This window comes from Nonomuraea guangzhouensis, from assembly GCF_019396345.1.
In the GTDB taxonomy this organism is placed as follows: Bacteria; Actinomycetota; Actinomycetes; order Streptosporangiales; family Streptosporangiaceae; genus Nonomuraea; species Nonomuraea guangzhouensis.
This window is the reverse complement of sequence record NZ_JAHKRM010000042.1, coordinates 24185-40085: the sequence shown is the minus strand read 5'-3', so window position 1 is coordinate 40085 and position 15901 is coordinate 24185. Positions and strand designations below refer to the sequence as shown.

The window sequence follows — 15901 nt, the reverse complement described above, 5'->3', positions numbered from 1 at the left end:
GCCGCGTTCAGTTCTCTACCGGGGGGATGACCTCGGACTTCTTGACCGCGCCCAGGCCCAGGTTCTGCTCGTTGAGGATGCGCTGCAGGCCTCCCGTCTCGATGAGCTTGTTGGTGGCGGCCTCGAAGGCTTTGGCCATCTCCGCCGTGTTCGCGTTGTTCGGGAGGACGAAACCGGTCTTGATCTCAGGGCCGAAGCCCATCTCCGCGACCTTGAACTTGCCCTTCGACTGCTTGACGGAGTAGGCGACCTGGCTGCCGCTGGCGATGTTGGCGGCGATTCGCCCCTGACTGAGCGCCAGGTTCACCGTGGCCTGATCGGCGAAGGTCTTCACGGTCAGCGGGGCCTTCCCGGCCGTGTCGCAACCGGCGGCCAGTTTGTTGGCCAAGGCCGCCTCGGACGACCCCAGTGACGCGCCGACGATCAGGCCGCAAGCGTCGAGCGGGTCCTGGAACTTCGCGTATTTGGAGTCCGCCTTCACCATGAACGCGTCACGTGAGACGTGATTGACCACGAACCTCACGATCTTGGTCCGATCATCCGTCACATTGATCTCGCCCGTGGCCGCGTCGTAGCGCCCTGCCTGGAGGCCTGGGATCACGCCGTCGAACGGGATGATGGTGAACTTCACCTTCAGGCCGAGCAGCGCGGCGGTCTCGCGGGTGATCTGGATGTCCCAGCCGGTGGGTTCGCCACCGCCCGGCGGCACCATCACGGCCGGCGCGTAGACGGCCGCGGCCACCGTGATCGTGCCTTTGTCCCGGACGGCCTTGGGCAGCAGCATGGCCAGCCCATCGTCCTTGCTCTGCACGCTGCCGGCGGTTTTGGCCTCATTGAGTGACTCGCCGCAGGCTGACGCTCCCAGCACCGTGCCGAGCAGTGCCACGGCCGCGGTGGTCTTCCTGAGCGGAATCGAGGTACGAATGTTCATGGTGCTTCTCCTGAGACCGGGTTCCGGTGGGAAGTGCTGACCACGTTGTGCATGACATGCTTGGTCCGCGAGTAGTCGTCGAGTGCGTAGATGGACAGGTCGCGGCCATAGCCGGAACCCTTGAAACCGCCCCACGGGACCTCGTTGGCGAGCACGAGGTGGCAGTTCACCCACACCGTGCCCGAGTCGAGCCGCGCGGCGAGGCCGTGGCTGCGCCGGGCGTCGTTGGTCCAGACCGAGGCGGACAGGCCATAGGGCACGTCGTTGGCCCGCCTGATGGCCTCTTCCTCGTCGAGGAACGTCTCCACCGTCACCACCGGCCCGAAGATCTCCTCGCGCGCGCACTCCGCGCCCTCGGGGACGTCCACCAAGACGGTCGGTGCGATGAAATATCCCCGCTCCTCCAGCGGCCCGCCCCCGATGACGGCCCGGACACCGGCGGCGTGGGCACGCTCGAGGTAGCCGGTGACCCGGTCGTAGTGGTCACGCGAGATCATCGGGCCGATCTCGACGTCCTCACCGGCCCCGGGCTCGCCGATGACCAGCGTCGACACCTCGTCCACCAGCAGGGCGACGAACGTCTCGGCGACCGACTCATGCACCAGGACGCGGCATGCGGCGCCGCACTCCTGTCCCGAGTTCCAGAACGCCGCCGTACGCAGGCTCGCGGCGGCTGCCGCGAGGTCGGCGTCGGGCAGGATGACGACCGGGGCCTTGCCGCCGAGCTCCAGGTGGACCCGCTTGAGCGACTCGGCGGCGCCGCGGGCGACCGCTCGCCCGCTGCGGACCGAGCCGGTCAGGGCGATCATGGCGATGTCCGGATGCTCGGCCAAGCGCGCACCCACCACGGGACCGAGGCCGGCGACCACGTTGAGCACGCCGGGAGGCAGCACGTCGGCCAGCAGCTCGGCGAGTTTCAGGGTCGTCAGGGGCGTCTGCTCCGACGGCTTGACCACCATGGTGTTCCCGGCGGCGAGGATCGGCGCGATCTTCCACGCGGCCATGAGCAGCGGATAGTTCCACGGTGTCACCACGCCGACGACGCCCAGGGGCTCGCGCAGGATGACGGACAGGTGGCTCTCGGCGTAGGTCCCGGCCGCCTGCGAGGTCGGGGCGCGCAGGGCCCCGGCCATGAACCGGAACGTGTCGACCGTGTTGTCGACATCGTCGCGGGCGACCATGACGGGCTTGCCGGTGTTGGCCGACTCCAGCTCGGCGAGCACCCCGGCGTGCTCGCCGATGCGGTCGGCCACCCGGTGCAGAATCTGGGACCGCTCCTTGGGGAGCAACGCGGCCCAGCCCGGCGCGGCCTCGCGGGCCGCGGCGACCGCCAGGTCGACATCCTCGGCGGAGCCCGCCGGAATGCTCGCGAGGACCTGCTCGGAGCAGGGATCGACGACCTCGAGAACCTCGTCGGAGCGGGTGGCCCGGAACCTGCCGCCGATGAACACGCCCCGGGCGGGGAGGTCGCCAACGGCCGTGGACTCGCCGCGGCGTACCGTCACGGCGGGGGTGCGGGCGGTCGTGCTCATCGCGTCATCTCCTCCGAGACGGGTGCCTCGCGCAGGGACTTGGCGAGGGTCGAGATTGCGGCGAGTGTGGCCGGGTCGACGTCGTGGACCGGCTCCCGAGGGGTGCCGACCGGGAAGCCGAACTCGCGTAGCGCCGCCTTGACGGCCGCGATGAACGGCGCGGAGAGCAGGGCGTCGATCAGGGGGTAGATCCGATCCCACCGCGCCCGCGCGCCGGCCAGATCCCCCGAGCGAACCGACGTGTAGACCGACACCAGCTCGGCGGGGATCACGTTGGCCGTACCCGCGACCGCCCCGGCGGCGCCTTCGACGAAGGCGGCCAGGCAGAGGCTGTCCCAGCCCACGAACGTGGAGATCACGTCACCGTGGTGATGGATCAACTGCGCCGCCTGGCTCATGTCGCCGCTGGTGTCCTTGATGTAGGCGATGTTGTCGACCTCGGTCGCCAACTGCCGGACCAGGCTGGGGGTCAGGTTCACGCCCGTGGCCATCGGGAGGTTGTAGAGCATCACCGGGACCTGCACCGAGTCGGCGACGCGCCGCAGGTAGGCAAGCGTTTCGGGGACGGTCAACGCTTCGTAGTAGGGGGCGACCACCATCAGCACGTCGGCCCCGGCACGCTGCGCGTGCTTCGACAGCTCGATGGCCTCGACCGCGCTCATGGCACCGGTCTGCGCCACGACCGGCACCCGGCCGGCCGTCTGGTCGACGACCGTCTCGACGAGCAGGCGCCGCTCGTCACCCGTCATCGAGGCGAACTCGCCGGTCGATCCGCCCGCCACGACACCGCCGACACCGCCGTCGATGTTGCGGTCGACCAGTTGGCGCAGCCGGGCCTCATCGAGCCGGCCGTCGGGGGTGAACGGGGTGGCGAGGGCGGACACGACTCCGCTGAGTTGTGTGGACATGGTTCCTTCCTGGCCTGGGTTCGGCACGACTGTCTGGGTCATCGGGTTCCGCCCTCGGGGTCGACGTGGCTGAGCCGAGTGCCCGGGCCGGCCGCGATCGGGCTGTTGGCACGGTCGGTGAGGAGGGCCTGGGCGTGACGGGCCGCCGTGAAGCCCGACTGGATGGCGGTCTCCGTGTAGAGAGTGCCGAGGTAGTCGCCGGCCAGGAACACCCGTCCGGTCGGCCGGGTGAGGGCCGGCTGGATGGCTCCGCGGCCCGGGAAGCAGTACGGCGCGCCTTCGGGCCAACGCTGGACCTCGGCCTCGGCGACCGAGTCGCCCAGACCCGGCAGGATCTGGTCGAGATCGTCGAGGTAGCGGCGGAGGACTTCCTCGTCGCTCTGGTCGAGCAGCGTCCGCGCCAGGCCGGCCGGGGAGAAGACCATCAGGCTGCTGCCGGGCTGGCGTTCGGACTCGGCTCCGCGTACGACGTTGGACATGTTGAGCAGGACGTTGAACGCGCGCTTGGGCGTGGCGATCGCGTACGCGTCGTCCCACCGCTGCGGCGTCGTCTCGTTGGTACGGAAGGCGGCGCTGACGTAGGGCCCGTAGATCACCTTCGAGAGCGCTTCCCGAGTCTCCCGCTCGAGGTCGACGGCGACGCGGTGACTCACGGTCGCCGGGGTCGCGAGCACGACACAGCGCGCCTCGACCTCCCGATCCACGCCACCCTGGGAGTAGCGGACGACGACAGAGGACTTCTTGTTCACCACCTCGACGACGTCGGCGCCGAGCCGCACCTTGTCTCCGAGGGCGGCCGCGATGGTCTCGGTGAGGGTGGAAGGGCCGCCGGCGATGTTCCGGCCGAGCCCGTCTCCGATGTTCCACACCAGGCTGAAGTAACCGACCCCGGCACCGGCCGAGATCTCGTCGGGGTCGGCCGCGGAACGCGACACCGTGGGCTTGAAGAGCGCCTCGGCGTCCGCGGGCAGGTCCCCGACGAAGTCGGCGAACGTACGGTCGTTGAGGAAGTCGTAGACCCGCTGCTGACGCGTGGCTTCGTCCTCCCCCGGACGGAGTCCGACGATCCTGGCGTAGCGCAGGACCGCGAGCCCTACCTTGCCGCCGGCCTTGAGGAGGGCGACACGTGCGGACCACGGCATCGGGATGCGGAACGGATAGGTCTCCACCCGCCCACCGAGCAGCAGCCGGCCGTTCATGGCGAGCCCGGTCAGAGCGCCGGGGATGGCCAGCGCGCCGACTCCGGTCTCTTGGAGCAGCGTGTCGGTGCCGGATCTGTCGCCGGCGAAAACGTGCCCGCCCCAGTTCAAGTAGTACCGGCCACGCCGCTCGGAGCGGATCCTGCCGCCGATTCGGCCGCCCGACTCGAGCAGGACCACATCGTGGTGCCGAAGCCTCCAGCCGGCGGTCAGGCCGGCGAGACCGCCTCCCACGATGACGGCATCTCTCACTTTGGCTCCTTCTGCTGCCGCGGGGATGCGCGAGCGTCGCGCGAGACCGCGAGCTGTCTGGCTCAGCGGATGTGTCTCCTGTTGCCCATCGCGCCGGAGAAGCCCGAGGTCCATTGAGACGTGACTTGGCTTACATTAGGATGTGATCACAGATCACACAAGCCCTCATGTCAAAGTTTCGAAGGGCGTCGGGGCTCCTTGATCAGCGATGACACGGGGTCAGGCGCCGGGCAACCGCCGGTCGTATGCTGTGGACGCCCGCAAATGACGAGTGGAAGGGGATGGAGGAGCGAGCCTTGACGGATCGGCCCCTCGCACGCCATGTCTCTACCGAAGGTTGAAGAACCATCCCTGATGACCGATCAGGTATTCAAAGCCATCCGCGCGGCGATCATGAACGGTGAGATGCCGGCGGGTTATCGGCTGCGGATCCGTGACATCGCCGCGCAGGTCGGCACCAGCGTCATGCCGGTGCGCGAGGCGATTCGGCGACTCGAAGAGGCCGGCCTGGCCGAGCGGGTGCCACACAAGGGCGCCGTGGTCAAAGGCCTGGGTCTTACGGAGCTGGCCCATCTGTACGACGTGCGCCGGCTCATGGAAGTCGAGGCGGCGCGGCTCGGCGCGGAGCGAATCGAGCCGGCCGACGTCGACAGGATGCAGCAGGAGTATGACCAGATGCGCGCCGCGATCGACGCGGAGCAGACGATCGCCGTGCTGGACCACGACGAGGCGCTGCTCACCATCCTCTACCAGGCGTCGGGCAACCCCGTCCTGGTCAGCACGATCCAGACTCTCTGGGAGCGGTGCCGGTCGTACAAGATCGTCGGTGCTCAGGCGACGCTGATGGCGGACGACAAGACGCCCCTGTGGTCGTTCCAGGCACGGCTCCTGGAGGCCGCGCGGAGCAACGAGCCGGGGTTAGCGGCCAAGGTCAACAACGAGTCGCTGCTCAACGCCACCGCTCGAATACGTGACCAGCTCGCGGTGGAGACCGAAGCCGGCAAGGGCGTCCCGCTCCGTGGGTCCTCCTCCACGGGCCTGACTCCCATCGCGGACGTGGTCGCTGCCGACGGCCGGCCACTCAGCGCGGAATGACGTCAGCGGGCCTGCGCGCCGGCCCACTCACGCATCGCGTCGAGGAGCCAGCGTGCGACATAGTCGGCGAAGGAGGAGCGCGGGAGGATCCGATACTCCGCCGGACCGGTCTGCCACAGCAGCACCGGGATCCTGGCCAGGGTCGTCGTCACGGCTGAGCCGGGGCCGAAGGCCCGCGGGTGGAGGTCGGCAGGGCAGCCCTTCTCCAGCACCTCCCGGGCCCGCTCGCCCGTCAGCGCGAGGGTGGTGCGGTTCGCCGAGACGTCGACCACCTGGCCCCGGTCGGCGCCGAGCGCCGCCGCGAGCTGGTCGGCGAGCGCCGCGGGGGCCGCGGTGGAGACGACGAGCCATTCGTCGGGGCTCAGCCACAGTGCGGCGTGGTGGCCCACGGCCGCGACCTCGCCGCAGCGCTGTGGCAGCTCGAAGCCCAGTACCTGGCCGATCCGGCCGGCCGCGGCCGAGCTGGGCTCGACCCGGACGGAGACCATGGTGAGGAACGGCTCCTCGGCCAGCGCCACCGCCTCGCCCGAGCCGGCGGCGAGGGCGTCGGTCAGCTGGGCGAGCGGGCTGCGGCGCAGCGCCTCGAGGTGGGGGATGGGGTCAACCATCGCGCCGGCTCCCTTCGGGGTCGAAAAGTACGGAAGAGGTCACCTCAACCTCAACGGTCCGGTCACCGACCGGAGCGAGCAGCACCTCGCCGATCCGGTTGCGGCCGTCGGCGATCAGCGCCAGCCCGAAGGGCCGTCCGAGCGCCTGGCTGTGGTAGCTGGAGGTGACGTGGCCGAGCATCGGCACCGGCACGTCCTCGAGCGGGGTGCCGAGGGCGACCAGCTGGGTGCCCTCCGGCAGCCGCGTCTCACGGTCGACGGGCAGCACGCCCACCAGGTGCTTACGATCTGGGCGGGCTGTGTCGGGCCGGAGGAATGACCGCTTGCCGATGAAGTCCTTGACCTTCGACACGACCCATTCCATGCCGGCGTCCTGCGGCGTGACCGTGCCGTCGGTGTCCTGGCCGATGATCGGATAGCCCTTCTCGGCGCGGAGCACGTGCATGGTCTCGGTGCCGTACGGGGTGATGCCCAGGTCCTCGCCGGCGGCGTGGATCTCCTCCCAGACGGCCCGGCCGTACCATCCGGACACGTTGACCTCGAAGGCGAGCTCGCCGGAGAACGAGATCCGGCAGACGCGGGCCGGGACACCCGAGGCCAGCACGGTCTCGCGGAAGGTCATGAACGGGAACGCCTCGTTGGAGGCGTCGAGGTCGGGCGCGATCCGGCCGATGACCTCGCGGGACCTCGGCCCGACGACGGCGACGGTGGTCCACTGCTCGGTGACCGAGGTCACGGTGACGTCGAGGTCGGGCCATTCGGTCTGGAGGAAGTCCTCCAGGTGGTCCAGCACCGCCGCGGCGTTGCCGGTGGTGGTGGTCATGAAGTAGCGGTCGTCGGCCAGTCGTACGGTGACGCCGTCGTCGAAGATCATACCGTCGGGCTTGCACATGACCCCGTAGCGGGCCGAGCCGACGGGGAGCTTCTTGAAGGCGTTGGTGTAGACCCGGTTGAGGAACTCGCCGGCGTCCGTGCCCCGCACCTCGATCTTACCGAGGGTGGAGGCGTCCATCATGGCGACGCCGGTGCGCGCGGCGCGGCATTCGCGGGCGACGGCGTCGTCCATGCTCTCGCCGTTCTGCGGGTAGTACCACGGGCGCAGCCACTGCCCCACGATCTCGAACTCCGCGCCGTGGGCGACGTGCCAGGAGTGCACGGGCGTGGTGCGTTCCGGGTCGAAGAGGTCGCCCCTTTCGCGCCCGGCGAGGGCGGCGAAGGAGACGGGTGCGTACGGCGCCCGGTAGGTGGTCGTGCCGATCTCGCCGACGCCCGGGCCCGAGCCGTCGGGGCCGCCCAGGGCCGCGGCGATGACGCCGAGGGTGTTCACGCCCGAGGTCTTGCCCTGGTCCGCGGCGGTGCCGACGGAGGTGTAGCGCTTGATGTGCTCGGCGCTGCGCAGCCCGGCTCCGGTCGCCCGCAGGACGTCCGCGACGGTCTGGTCGCGCTGCAGGTCGACGAAGTGCTCCGCCCAGGTCTCTGTGGGGCCGGGCACCAGCCAGACCTGCTTCACCTCGCCGTAGGCGGCTCCCTCGGCGCCCGCGGGCGTGACCGGCGAGGCGGTGAAACCGGCCGCGGTGGCCGCGCGCGCACCGGCCTCGCCGCCCTCGCGCAGGGCTCCGGCCAGCCCGAAGGTGCCGTTGGCCGCGCCGGCGACCTGCTGATTCTTGACGAAGGCGGCGGGTACGAAGGCCGCGAGCGCGTCGTCCCAGCGTGTCGCGCCCTGGCGCTGGCTGTGGAGGTGGACCACCGGGGACCAGCCGCCGGAGACGGCGAGCACGTCGCACTCGATGGTCTCGCCGGCGTCGGTGACGACGGCGGTGAGCCCGTCCTCGCCGACAGTGTGGCTGAGGAACGGGCCGGTGCGGGCGTCGAGCACGGCGGCGACCTCGACCCCGGCGGAGCGGAGGTCCTCGACGAGCGGGGCGGTGGAGTCGTTGGTGGTCGCCACCACGACTCGCGCCCCCGGGCGGACGGCGTACCGGTTGAGGTAGGTACGCACCGCCCCGGCCAGCATCACGCCGGGGCGGTCGTTGCCGGCGAAGACGATCGGACGTTCGTGAGCGCCGGTGGCGAGCACGACCTGCCGGGCCCGTACGTGGTGCAGCCGCTGCCGCGACACCCCGTCGGGAGCCGCCCGCCCGAGGTGGTCGGTGCGCTGCTCGACGGCGAGCAGGTAGTTGTCGTCGTAGGAGCCGAAGGCGCTGGTACGCGTGAGCACGCTGACTTCTGGCAGCGACGCCAGCTCCTCGGCGACCTCGGCCACCCATGCGAGCGCGGGCCGCCCGTCGACGGTCTCGCCGCTCGCGGAGAGCAGCGAGCCGCCCGGCTCGGGCTGGTCGTCGATGAGCACCACCCGGGCCCCGGAGCGGCCGGCGGCCAGCGCGGCGCAGAGACCGGCCGGGCCGGCGCCGACGACGAGCACGTCGGCGTGGATGAAGCGCTTGTCGTAGCCCGCGGTGTCGGGCGTCGGGTCGAGCACGCCGAGCCCGGAGAGGGTGCGGGCCGAGAGCCCGTCGACGAGCGGCCGGACAGTGGCGGGCACCATCGGCTCGGGGTTCTCGCCGCCGATCTGCAGCAGCGCGTTCGGCTCCTCCACCCCGGCCGAGAAGATGCCCCGTGGGCGGCCTCGGTAGATGGAGTCGCCGACCCTGATCCGGCCGGCCGCGAGGAGCGCCGACGCGACGGTGTCGCCGGGGTGGCCGGTGTAGTCCTGCCCGTCGACGGTGAAGGTGAGCACCCGGCCGCGGTCGATCCGGCCGCCGGAGGGGAGACGGTTGGGCCCGCTCATCGCGACGCTCCCGTGTAGGTCTCGATGATCTCGTAGCTGCGGGTGTCGCGGACGGCGTTGAACCACTTGCGGCAGCCGACGCCGTGCACCCACCGCTCGCGGAAGCGGCCCTCGGGATTGTCGCGGTAGAAGAGGTACGACGCCCACTCCTCGTCCGACAGCGCCGACGGGTCCTCGGGGTAGGCGACGTGGGCCTGTCCGCCGTACTGGAACTCGGTCTCGTCGCGGGGCCCGCACCACGGGCACGTGATCAGCAGCATGGCGATTCCTGGTCTGCGTGGCTGGAGGGTCAGTGGGCGACGGCGGCGGCGCCGTGCTCGTCGATGAGGGCGCCGGTGACGAAACGGTCCAGCGCGAACGGACGGTTGAGCTCGTGCGGCTCGCCGGTGGCCATGGTGTGGGCGAAGGCCCATCCGGCGGCGGGCGTGGCCTTGAAGCCGCCGGTTCCCCAGCCACAGTTGACGTACAGGCCCTCGACCGGGGTGCGGCCGATGATGGGCGAGGCGTCCATGGTGACGTCGACGATGCCGCCCCAGGTGCGGAGCACGTGGGCGCGGGCGAAGATCGGGAAGAGCTCCACCGCGGCGGCCATCTGGTGCTCGATCACGTGGAACGAGCCGCGCCGGCCGTAGCCGTTGTAGGAGTCGACCCCGGCGCCCATCACCAGCTCACCCTTGTGCGCCTGCGAGACGTACACGTGCACGTGGTTGGACATGACCACGGTGGGATGGACCGGCTCGTAGAGTTCGGAGACCAGCGCCTGCAGCGGGTGCGACTGGATCGGCAGGCGGAAGCCGGCGAGTTCGGCGAGCACGCTGCTGTGGCCGGCGGCGGCGAGGCCGACGGTGCCGGTGGCGATCCGGCCGCGGGTGGTCTCGACGCCGACCACGCGGTCACCGTCCTTGACGAAGCCGGTGACCTGGCAGTTCTGGATCAGGTCGACGCCCATGCGGTCACAGGCGCGGGCGAGGGCCCAGGCGACGTGGTCGTGCTTGGCGATGCCGGCGCGCGGCTGGTAGGTGGCGCCGAGCACGGGGTAGCGCACGTTCTGGGACACGTTGACGATCGGGCAGACCTTGGCGACGTCCTCGGGGGAGAGCCACTCCGCGTCGACGCCGTTGAGCTTGTTGGCCTCGACCCGGCGCACGCTCTCGCGGACGTCGGAGAGGGTGTGGGCGAGGTTGAGGACGCCGCGCTGACTGAACAGGAAGTCGTAGTCGAGCTCTTCCGGCAGCACCTCCCAGAGCTTGAGCGCGCGCTCGTAGATCGCCGCGCTCTCGTCCCAGAGGTAGTTGGAGCGGATGATCGTGGTGTTGCGCGCCATGTTGCCGCCGGCCAGCCACCCCTTCTCGAGCACGGCGATGTTGGTGAGGCCGTGGTTCTTGGCCAGGTAGTACGCCGTGGCGAGCCCGTGCCCGCCGCCACCCACCACGACGGCGTCATAGGACGGCTTCGGGTCGGGGTTGCGCCAGAGGAAGTCCGGGTGCTCCGGGAGCAGGTCGGCCATCTCAGGCCCCCGATCCGGCCAGGGCGGCCAGGTGCGGGTAGAGCGGGTACGCCGCCGCCAGCTTCTCCACGCGGCCCCGGAGCGCCACGACGTCGGCATCCGGCAGCTCGGGGGCCAGCGCCGCGGCGATGACGTCGGCCACCTCGGCGAACGAGGTCTCGTCGAAGCCACGGGTGGCCAGCGCGGGCGTGCCGATCCGCAGGCCCGACGAGACCATCGGCGGACGCGGGTCGAAGGGGACGGCGTTGCGGTTGACGGTGATGCCGACCCGGTGGAGGCGGTCCTCGCCCTGCTGACCGTCCAAGGCTGAGTGGCGCAGGTCGACGAGCACGAGGTGGACGTCCGTGCCGCCGGTGAGCACGGTGGCGCCGGCCGCGGCGACGTCCGCGCCGAGCAGCCGCTCGGCGAGGATCCGGGCACCGGCCAGGGTGCGCTCCTGACGCTCACGGAACTCGGCGGACGCGGCGATCCCGAAGGCCACCGCCTTGGCGGCGATGACGTGCTCGAGCGGTCCGCCCTGCTGACCGGGGAAGACGGCGCTGTTGATCTTCTTGGCCAGCTCGGCCTTGCTGAGGATCACCCCGCCGCGCGGCCCGCCGAGGGTCTTGTGGGTCGTGGTCGTGACGACGTCCGCGTACGGCACCGGGCTCGGATGGAGACCCGCGGCGACCAGCCCGGCGAAGTGCGCCATGTCCACCATCAGGTAGGCGCCCACGAGGTCGGCGATCCGCCGGAACTCGGCGAAGTCCAGCTGGCGAGGGTACGCCGACCAACCGGCGACGATCATGCGCGGGCGGTGCTCCACGGCCAGCCGCTCCACCTCCGCCATGTCGACCCGGTGGTCGGATTCGCGCACGTGGTAGGACACGACGTTGTACAGCTTGCCGGAGAAGTTGAGCCTCATCCCGTGGGTGAGGTGGCCACCGTGCGCCAGGTCGAGGCCGAGGATGGTGTCACCAGGCTCGAGCAGGGCGACCATCGCGGCCGCGTTGGCCTGTGCGCCCGAATGAGGCTGCACGTTGGCCGCCTCCGCCCCGAACAGCGCCTTGACCCGGTCGATCGCGAGCCGCTCGATCACGTCTACGTGCTCGCAGCCTCCGTAGTAGCGCCGGCCCGGATAGCCCTCGGCGTACTTGTTGGTCAGGACCGAGCCCTGCGCCTGCATCACGGCGACCGGCGCGAAGTTCTCCGAGGCGATCATCTCCAGCGTCGACTGCTGGCGAACCAGCTCGTCGTCGATGGCCTTCGCGATCTCAGGGTCCACATCGGCGACCGGTGAGCTGAGGACGCGTTCGGCACCGTTCATGGACAGCCTCCGTGACATACAGCTGATATATCAATCGTCTGTTACGCTAGACACCATGACGTTCACTGTCAACCACCAGGCACAGACCCCCGGCCCGGGAGGGGGTCCGGGACCCGCCGCGAGCTCATCGTCGATGTCCGACCAGGCCTACCTGGACATCCGCGACCGCCTGGTGATGCTGGACATCCGGCCAGGCGCGCCGATCAATGAGCAGCACCTCGCCCAAGAGCTCGGCCTTGGCCGAACGCCGGTCCGCGAGGCACTGAAGCGGCTCGAGACGGACAAGCTGGTGGTCGCTTACCCGCGTCGGGGGACCTTCGCCACCGAGGTGCACATCACCGACCTCGCCCATCTGTCGGAGGTCCGGCTGCTCCTGGAGCCGGCCGCCGCGGCTCACGCGGCGAGACGGGCCCGCCCCGCCGAGCGCGAGATCTTGACCGCCCTGGCGGACGGCGTGGCCGAGCTGGACACGGCCGCGATCCCCTCCAGGGAGCTCATACGTACGGATATGAGGATCCACCGCGCGGTCTACGACTCAACCCACAATCCCCACCTGCGGGACACTCTGCTCCGCTACGACAATCTCGTCACCCGCATCTGGTGCCTGCTGCTCGACCAGATCCCCGAGGTCGCTTCGCATGTCCAGGAGCACGGACCCTTGCTGCGAGCCATCGTCGCCGGCGACGCCGACGGCGCGGCATCGCACGCCCGGGACCACGTCGAGGGCTTCGAGCGCCAGGTGCGCACCTTGCTGTAGCGGCCGCTGTGTGATTCCGCTCACTTGAACGACGTTCAGGCTTGAACGTTGTTCAGGTTCGCTGCGACACTCGACGCATGCAGTTGAAGCGTGCGGACGTGGTGACCGGGGCCCTGGCCCTTCTCGACACCGACGGCCTCGACGGGCTGACCATGCGCAAGCTGGGCGCGCGGCTCGGAGTGCAGGCCGGTGGCATCTACTGGCACTTCAAGAACAAAGAAGCGCTGCTCGGCGCCATGGCCGACCGGATCGTCGGCGAGATCACCGATACCCCGCTCACCCCCGGCCCCTGGGACGCGCAACTGGCGGAGATCGCTCACCGCACGCGCCGCGCCCTGCTCGCCCACCGTGACGGCGCCCGCGTGGTCGCCGGCACGTACGTCGTGGAGCCGAACACCGTGCGCGGCGGCCAGCGAGCCGCGCGCATCCTCACCGACGCGGGCTTCCCGCTCGACCGGGCCGGTTGGGTGATCTTCACGGCCATGTATTACGTGCTCGGTCACACGATCGAGGAGCAGGCCCAGCTCGCCGCCGGTGACTGGGAGCAGCGCGGAACGGGACTGGCCGACACAGAGCTGCACCGCGCGATGGACGGCGTGATCAAGGCCGACCCCGAGGAGCGTTTCGCGTACGGCCTGGAGCTCTTTCTCGACGGCGTACGCCTGCGGCTCGCGGCGGCCCAGGACCAGGACCAGGACCAGGAGAAAGCATGACGAAGATAATCGGCACGACCGCGGAATTACGCGAATATGTGAAACGGCCGCTGCGCGTCATCGCGGAGAAAGGCATCGACCACATCGACGCCGAGTCGCGCCGCTTCATCGAACTGAGCCCGTTCTTCCTGCTGGCGACCTCGGCAGACGACGGAACCAGCGACGTCTCACCCCGCGGCGACCCACCGGGAAGCGTCCTGGTGCTCGACGACCGCACCCTGGCATTCGCCGACCGAAAAGGCAACCGCCGCCTGGACAGCCTGGAGAACATTCTCCAGCGTCCGCATGTCGGAATGCTGTTCCTCGTGCCCGGATCAGGGGATACCGTACGGGTCAACGGCCGCGCTCGAATAGTCGCCGAGGCTCCTTATCTGGAAAGGATGACCAGACAAGGCGTGACGCCCCAACTGGCGGTGGAGGTAGAGGTCGAGGAATTGTTCCTGCATTGCAGCCGGGCCTTTGTCCGCTCGTCGCTGTGGGATACGGAAAGCTGGCCGGAACGCGGAGAGGTGCCGAGCGCGGGGAAAATCGCCCGCAGCCAATCCGGATTGAAACTCCCGGCCGCGATGTTCGACGCCGTACTCAACCGCGCGGGCCGCGACCCGTACTGACGCAACGGGGAGGGGTGGTTCCCGATGGGACTCGTCGGGAAGGCGGTGCGGTCGCCGCGGCTGCCCCTGCTGTGCGGCCTGCTCGGTGTTTCGGGGGCGGTCGGCGCGGTGATGGCGGGGGCCTGGCCGGCGGTGGCGGCGGTGGCCGGGCTGGTCGGTGGTGCGGGGCTGGCCGTGGCCGGGCTGCGCCGCATGGTGGCGACGCAGCAGGCCGAGCTGGACCGGCTCGGCGAGCTGGTCGAGCGGCGGGCCGAGCAGGTGACGGCGCTCAGCCATGAGCTGCGTACCCCGCTCACCATGATCAAGGGCTCCGTGTACCTGCTCGGCGAGGAGAGCCCGGGGCCGCTGACGTTGGAGCAGAAGCGGTTCATCACGATCGTGGACCGGCAGTGTGAGCAGGTCATCAACCTGTGCGAGAGCCTGCTCACCCAGGCCAAGATCGAGGCGGGTCTCTTCACCCCGCGCCTGGAGCAGGTGGACGTCTCGGTGATCGCCCGTGATGTGGTCACCGCCATGCGGCCGCTGTGCGCGGAGCAGCGGCAGCGCATCAGCCTGGACACCCCTCAGGTCACGCGGCCCATCCCCGCCGATCCGATGCTGACCGCTCAGGCGCTGACCAATTTGCTGTCGAACGCCAGCCGGTTCACCAGCATGGGTGGCAGCATCGACGTACGAGTGATGGCCATCGACACGGGGATCGCGGTGTACGTCACCGACGACGGCGCGGGAATGACCAAGGACCAGCGGCAACGGTTGTTCCACCGGTTCGCCACGGGCCGTCCGCTGGCCGACGGGACCGGGCTGGGGCTGGTCATCACCAAGACGATCGTCGAGCTGCACGGCGGGTCCATCATGGTGGACACCACCTCGATGCTCGGCACCACGTTCCTGTTCACCCTGCCGGGGCGGGAGGAGTCGCGTTGAGCACAGCGCTCGTCGTGGACGACGAACTGCAGATGACCAACATCGTGGGATTCGCCCTGACCACCCAGGGCTTCACCGTCCACATCGCGCACGACGGCGCGACCGCTCTGAGCATCCTGCGCAAGTACGAGGTCGACGTGGTGGTGCTCGACGTGCTCATGCCCGCGCTCGACGGGCTCACGCTCTGTGAGCGGATCCGCGCCAGGTCCGACGTCCCGATCATGCTGCTCAGCGCACTCGGCCAGCAGGAGGACGTCATCGCCGGGCTGGAGCGGGGCGCGGACGACTACGTGACCAAGCCGTTCCACCCCCGTGAGCTGGCGCTGCGGGCGAAGGCGCTGGTCCGCCGCCGCCGGGGCGGTGAGGAGACGGTGCTTCGGGTCGGCGACCTGGTCATCAACCTGGACCAGCACACTGTCACGATCTCCGGGCGGCGGCTGGAGTTGCCGTTCACCGAGTTCAAGCTGCTCGCCCATCTCGCGGAGCATCGGGGCACCCCGCAACCGTGGCCGGCACTCCTCCGCACGGTGTGGGGCTCCTCCGACGTGCGGGGCGGCAGCGACGTGGTGAAGTCCGGGGTGTACCGGCTGCGGTCGCGGCTGGCCACGCTCGACGCCGAGCATTACATACAGACCGTGCGCAGCGTCGGTTATCTGATGCCCGATCCGTAGGTGACGACGTCGTCACCAACGCTCACGAACGCGTTACCGGGGCCTCCCGCCGCGCGGCTTAGGTTCGGTGCACGGTAGCTCTCGGCCCACAAGAGGTGG

The 15901-nt window shown here is 70.0% G+C and carries 15 protein-coding genes; 6 read left to right on the top strand and 9 right to left on the bottom strand.

The features are described from left to right. Positions 1-7 precede the first annotated feature (7 nt). From KME78_RS54465 to KME78_RS54450, 4 genes are read right to left on the bottom strand one after another with little or no spacing between them, the layout of a single operon-like run. Positions 8-931 (bottom strand): transporter substrate-binding domain-containing protein, encoded by a 924-nt coding sequence (locus KME78_RS54465; RefSeq protein WP_219537938.1) that lies wholly within the window; start codon positions 929-931, stop codon positions 8-10. Then, on the bottom strand, positions 928-2463 hold the full coding sequence (locus tag KME78_RS54460; protein WP_219537937.1) for an aldehyde dehydrogenase family protein: 1536 nt from the start codon (positions 2461-2463) through the stop codon (positions 928-930). Before KME78_RS54460 ends, KME78_RS54465 begins: the two co-directional genes overlap by 4 nt. Continuing rightward, complete coding sequence (locus KME78_RS54455) at positions 2460-3371, bottom strand: dihydrodipicolinate synthase family protein (protein ID WP_219537936.1); 912 nt, start codon at positions 3369-3371, stop codon at positions 2460-2462. Before KME78_RS54455 ends, KME78_RS54460 begins: the two co-directional genes overlap by 4 nt. 38 nt (positions 3372-3409) lie before the next feature. Continuing rightward, positions 3410-4822 carry a protoporphyrinogen/coproporphyrinogen oxidase gene (locus KME78_RS54450; protein WP_219537935.1) on the bottom strand — a complete coding sequence of 471 codons (1413 nt, stop codon included), beginning with the start codon at positions 4820-4822 and terminating at the stop codon, positions 3410-3412. Positions 4823-5176: 354 nt separating this feature from the next. Between KME78_RS54450 and KME78_RS54445 the strand changes: the two genes are divergently transcribed. Further along, positions 5177-5917: a GntR family transcriptional regulator gene (locus KME78_RS54445; RefSeq protein WP_219537934.1), complete on the top strand. Its 741-nt coding sequence runs from the start codon at positions 5177-5179 to the stop codon at positions 5915-5917. A gap of 2 nt (positions 5918-5919) precedes the next feature. On the opposite strand, the gene KME78_RS54440 is transcribed toward KME78_RS54445, so the two are convergent. Genes KME78_RS54440 through glyA form a run of 5 tightly spaced genes read right to left on the bottom strand, consistent with a single transcriptional unit; the run spans position 5920 to position 12126 of the window. Then, the gene (locus KME78_RS54440; protein ID WP_219537933.1) at positions 5920-6525 is read right to left on the bottom strand and encodes a sarcosine oxidase subunit gamma; all 606 of its coding nucleotides are present in this window, start codon (positions 6523-6525) and stop codon (positions 5920-5922) included. Further along, the gene (locus KME78_RS54435) at positions 6518-9313 is read right to left on the bottom strand and encodes a 2Fe-2S iron-sulfur cluster-binding protein (protein WP_219537932.1); all 2796 of its coding nucleotides are present in this window, start codon (positions 9311-9313) and stop codon (positions 6518-6520) included. Before KME78_RS54435 ends, KME78_RS54440 begins: the two co-directional genes overlap by 8 nt. Next, positions 9310-9573: a sarcosine oxidase subunit delta gene (locus tag KME78_RS54430; RefSeq protein ID WP_219537931.1), complete on the bottom strand. Its 264-nt coding sequence runs from the start codon at positions 9571-9573 to the stop codon at positions 9310-9312. Before KME78_RS54430 ends, KME78_RS54435 begins: the two co-directional genes overlap by 4 nt. Positions 9574-9602: 29 nt before the next feature. Beyond that, positions 9603-10820, bottom strand: a complete 1218-nt coding sequence (locus KME78_RS54425; protein ID WP_219537930.1) for a sarcosine oxidase subunit beta family protein — start codon at positions 10818-10820, stop codon at positions 9603-9605. Position 10821: 1 nt separating this feature from the next. Continuing rightward, positions 10822-12126, bottom strand: coding sequence for a serine hydroxymethyltransferase (gene glyA, locus KME78_RS54420; protein WP_219537929.1), 1305 nt, complete (start codon positions 12124-12126; stop codon positions 10822-10824). A gap of 55 nt (positions 12127-12181) precedes the next feature. Between glyA and KME78_RS54415 the strand changes: the two genes are divergently transcribed. The 5 genes from KME78_RS54415 (at position 12182) to KME78_RS54395 (ending at position 15802) form a co-directional block, all read left to right on the top strand. Next, the gene (locus tag KME78_RS54415) at positions 12182-12883 is read left to right on the top strand and encodes a GntR family transcriptional regulator (protein WP_219537928.1); all 702 of its coding nucleotides are present in this window, start codon (positions 12182-12184) and stop codon (positions 12881-12883) included. A gap of 77 nt (positions 12884-12960) precedes the next feature. Continuing rightward, positions 12961-13596: a TetR/AcrR family transcriptional regulator C-terminal domain-containing protein gene (locus tag KME78_RS54410; protein WP_219537927.1), complete on the top strand. Its 636-nt coding sequence runs from the start codon at positions 12961-12963 to the stop codon at positions 13594-13596. Next, positions 13593-14207, top strand: coding sequence for an MSMEG_1061 family FMN-dependent PPOX-type flavoprotein (locus KME78_RS54405; RefSeq protein WP_219537926.1), 615 nt, complete (start codon positions 13593-13595; stop codon positions 14205-14207). Before KME78_RS54410 ends, KME78_RS54405 begins: the two co-directional genes overlap by 4 nt. A gap of 24 nt (positions 14208-14231) precedes the next feature. After that, on the top strand, positions 14232-15131 hold the full coding sequence (locus KME78_RS54400) for a sensor histidine kinase (RefSeq protein WP_219537925.1): 900 nt from the start codon (positions 14232-14234) through the stop codon (positions 15129-15131). Then, entirely contained in the window at positions 15128-15802 is a 675-nt protein-coding gene (locus KME78_RS54395) for a response regulator transcription factor (RefSeq protein WP_219537924.1), read from the top strand. The genes KME78_RS54400 and KME78_RS54395 overlap by 4 nt, the downstream gene beginning before the upstream one ends. Positions 15803-15901 lie beyond the last annotated feature (99 nt).

Bases quoted from the DNA above. Each gene is read 5' to 3' on its own strand.
- KME78_RS54425 (WP_219537930.1), bottom strand. From the start codon at position 10,820: ATGGCCGACCTGCTCCCGGAGCACCCGGACTTCCTCTGGCGCAACCCC.
- KME78_RS54400 (WP_219537925.1), top strand. From the start codon at position 14,232: ATGGGACTCGTCGGGAAGGCGGTGCGGTCGCCGCGGCTGCCCCTGCTG.
- KME78_RS54465 (WP_219537938.1), bottom strand. From the start codon at position 931: ATGAACATTCGTACCTCGATTCCGCTCAGGAAGACCACCGCGGCCGTG.
- KME78_RS54440 (WP_219537933.1), bottom strand. From the start codon at position 6,525: ATGGTTGACCCCATCCCCCACCTCGAGGCGCTGCGCCGCAGCCCGCTC.
- KME78_RS54445 (WP_219537934.1), top strand. From the start codon at position 5,177: ATGACCGATCAGGTATTCAAAGCCATCCGCGCGGCGATCATGAACGGT.
- KME78_RS54460 (WP_219537937.1), bottom strand. From the start codon at position 2,463: ATGAGCACGACCGCCCGCACCCCCGCCGTGACGGTACGCCGCGGCGAG.
- KME78_RS54435 (WP_219537932.1), bottom strand. From the start codon at position 9,313: ATGAGCGGGCCCAACCGTCTCCCCTCCGGCGGCCGGATCGACCGCGGC.
- glyA (WP_219537929.1), bottom strand. From the start codon at position 12,126: ATGAACGGTGCCGAACGCGTCCTCAGCTCACCGGTCGCCGATGTGGAC.
- KME78_RS54455 (WP_219537936.1), bottom strand. From the start codon at position 3,371: ATGTCCACACAACTCAGCGGAGTCGTGTCCGCCCTCGCCACCCCGTTC.
- KME78_RS54405 (WP_219537926.1), top strand. From the start codon at position 13,593: ATGACGAAGATAATCGGCACGACCGCGGAATTACGCGAATATGTGAAA.
- KME78_RS54430 (WP_219537931.1), bottom strand. From the start codon at position 9,573: ATGCTGCTGATCACGTGCCCGTGGTGCGGGCCCCGCGACGAGACCGAG.
- KME78_RS54415 (WP_219537928.1), top strand. From the start codon at position 12,182: ATGACGTTCACTGTCAACCACCAGGCACAGACCCCCGGCCCGGGAGGG.
- KME78_RS54410 (WP_219537927.1), top strand. From the start codon at position 12,961: ATGCAGTTGAAGCGTGCGGACGTGGTGACCGGGGCCCTGGCCCTTCTC.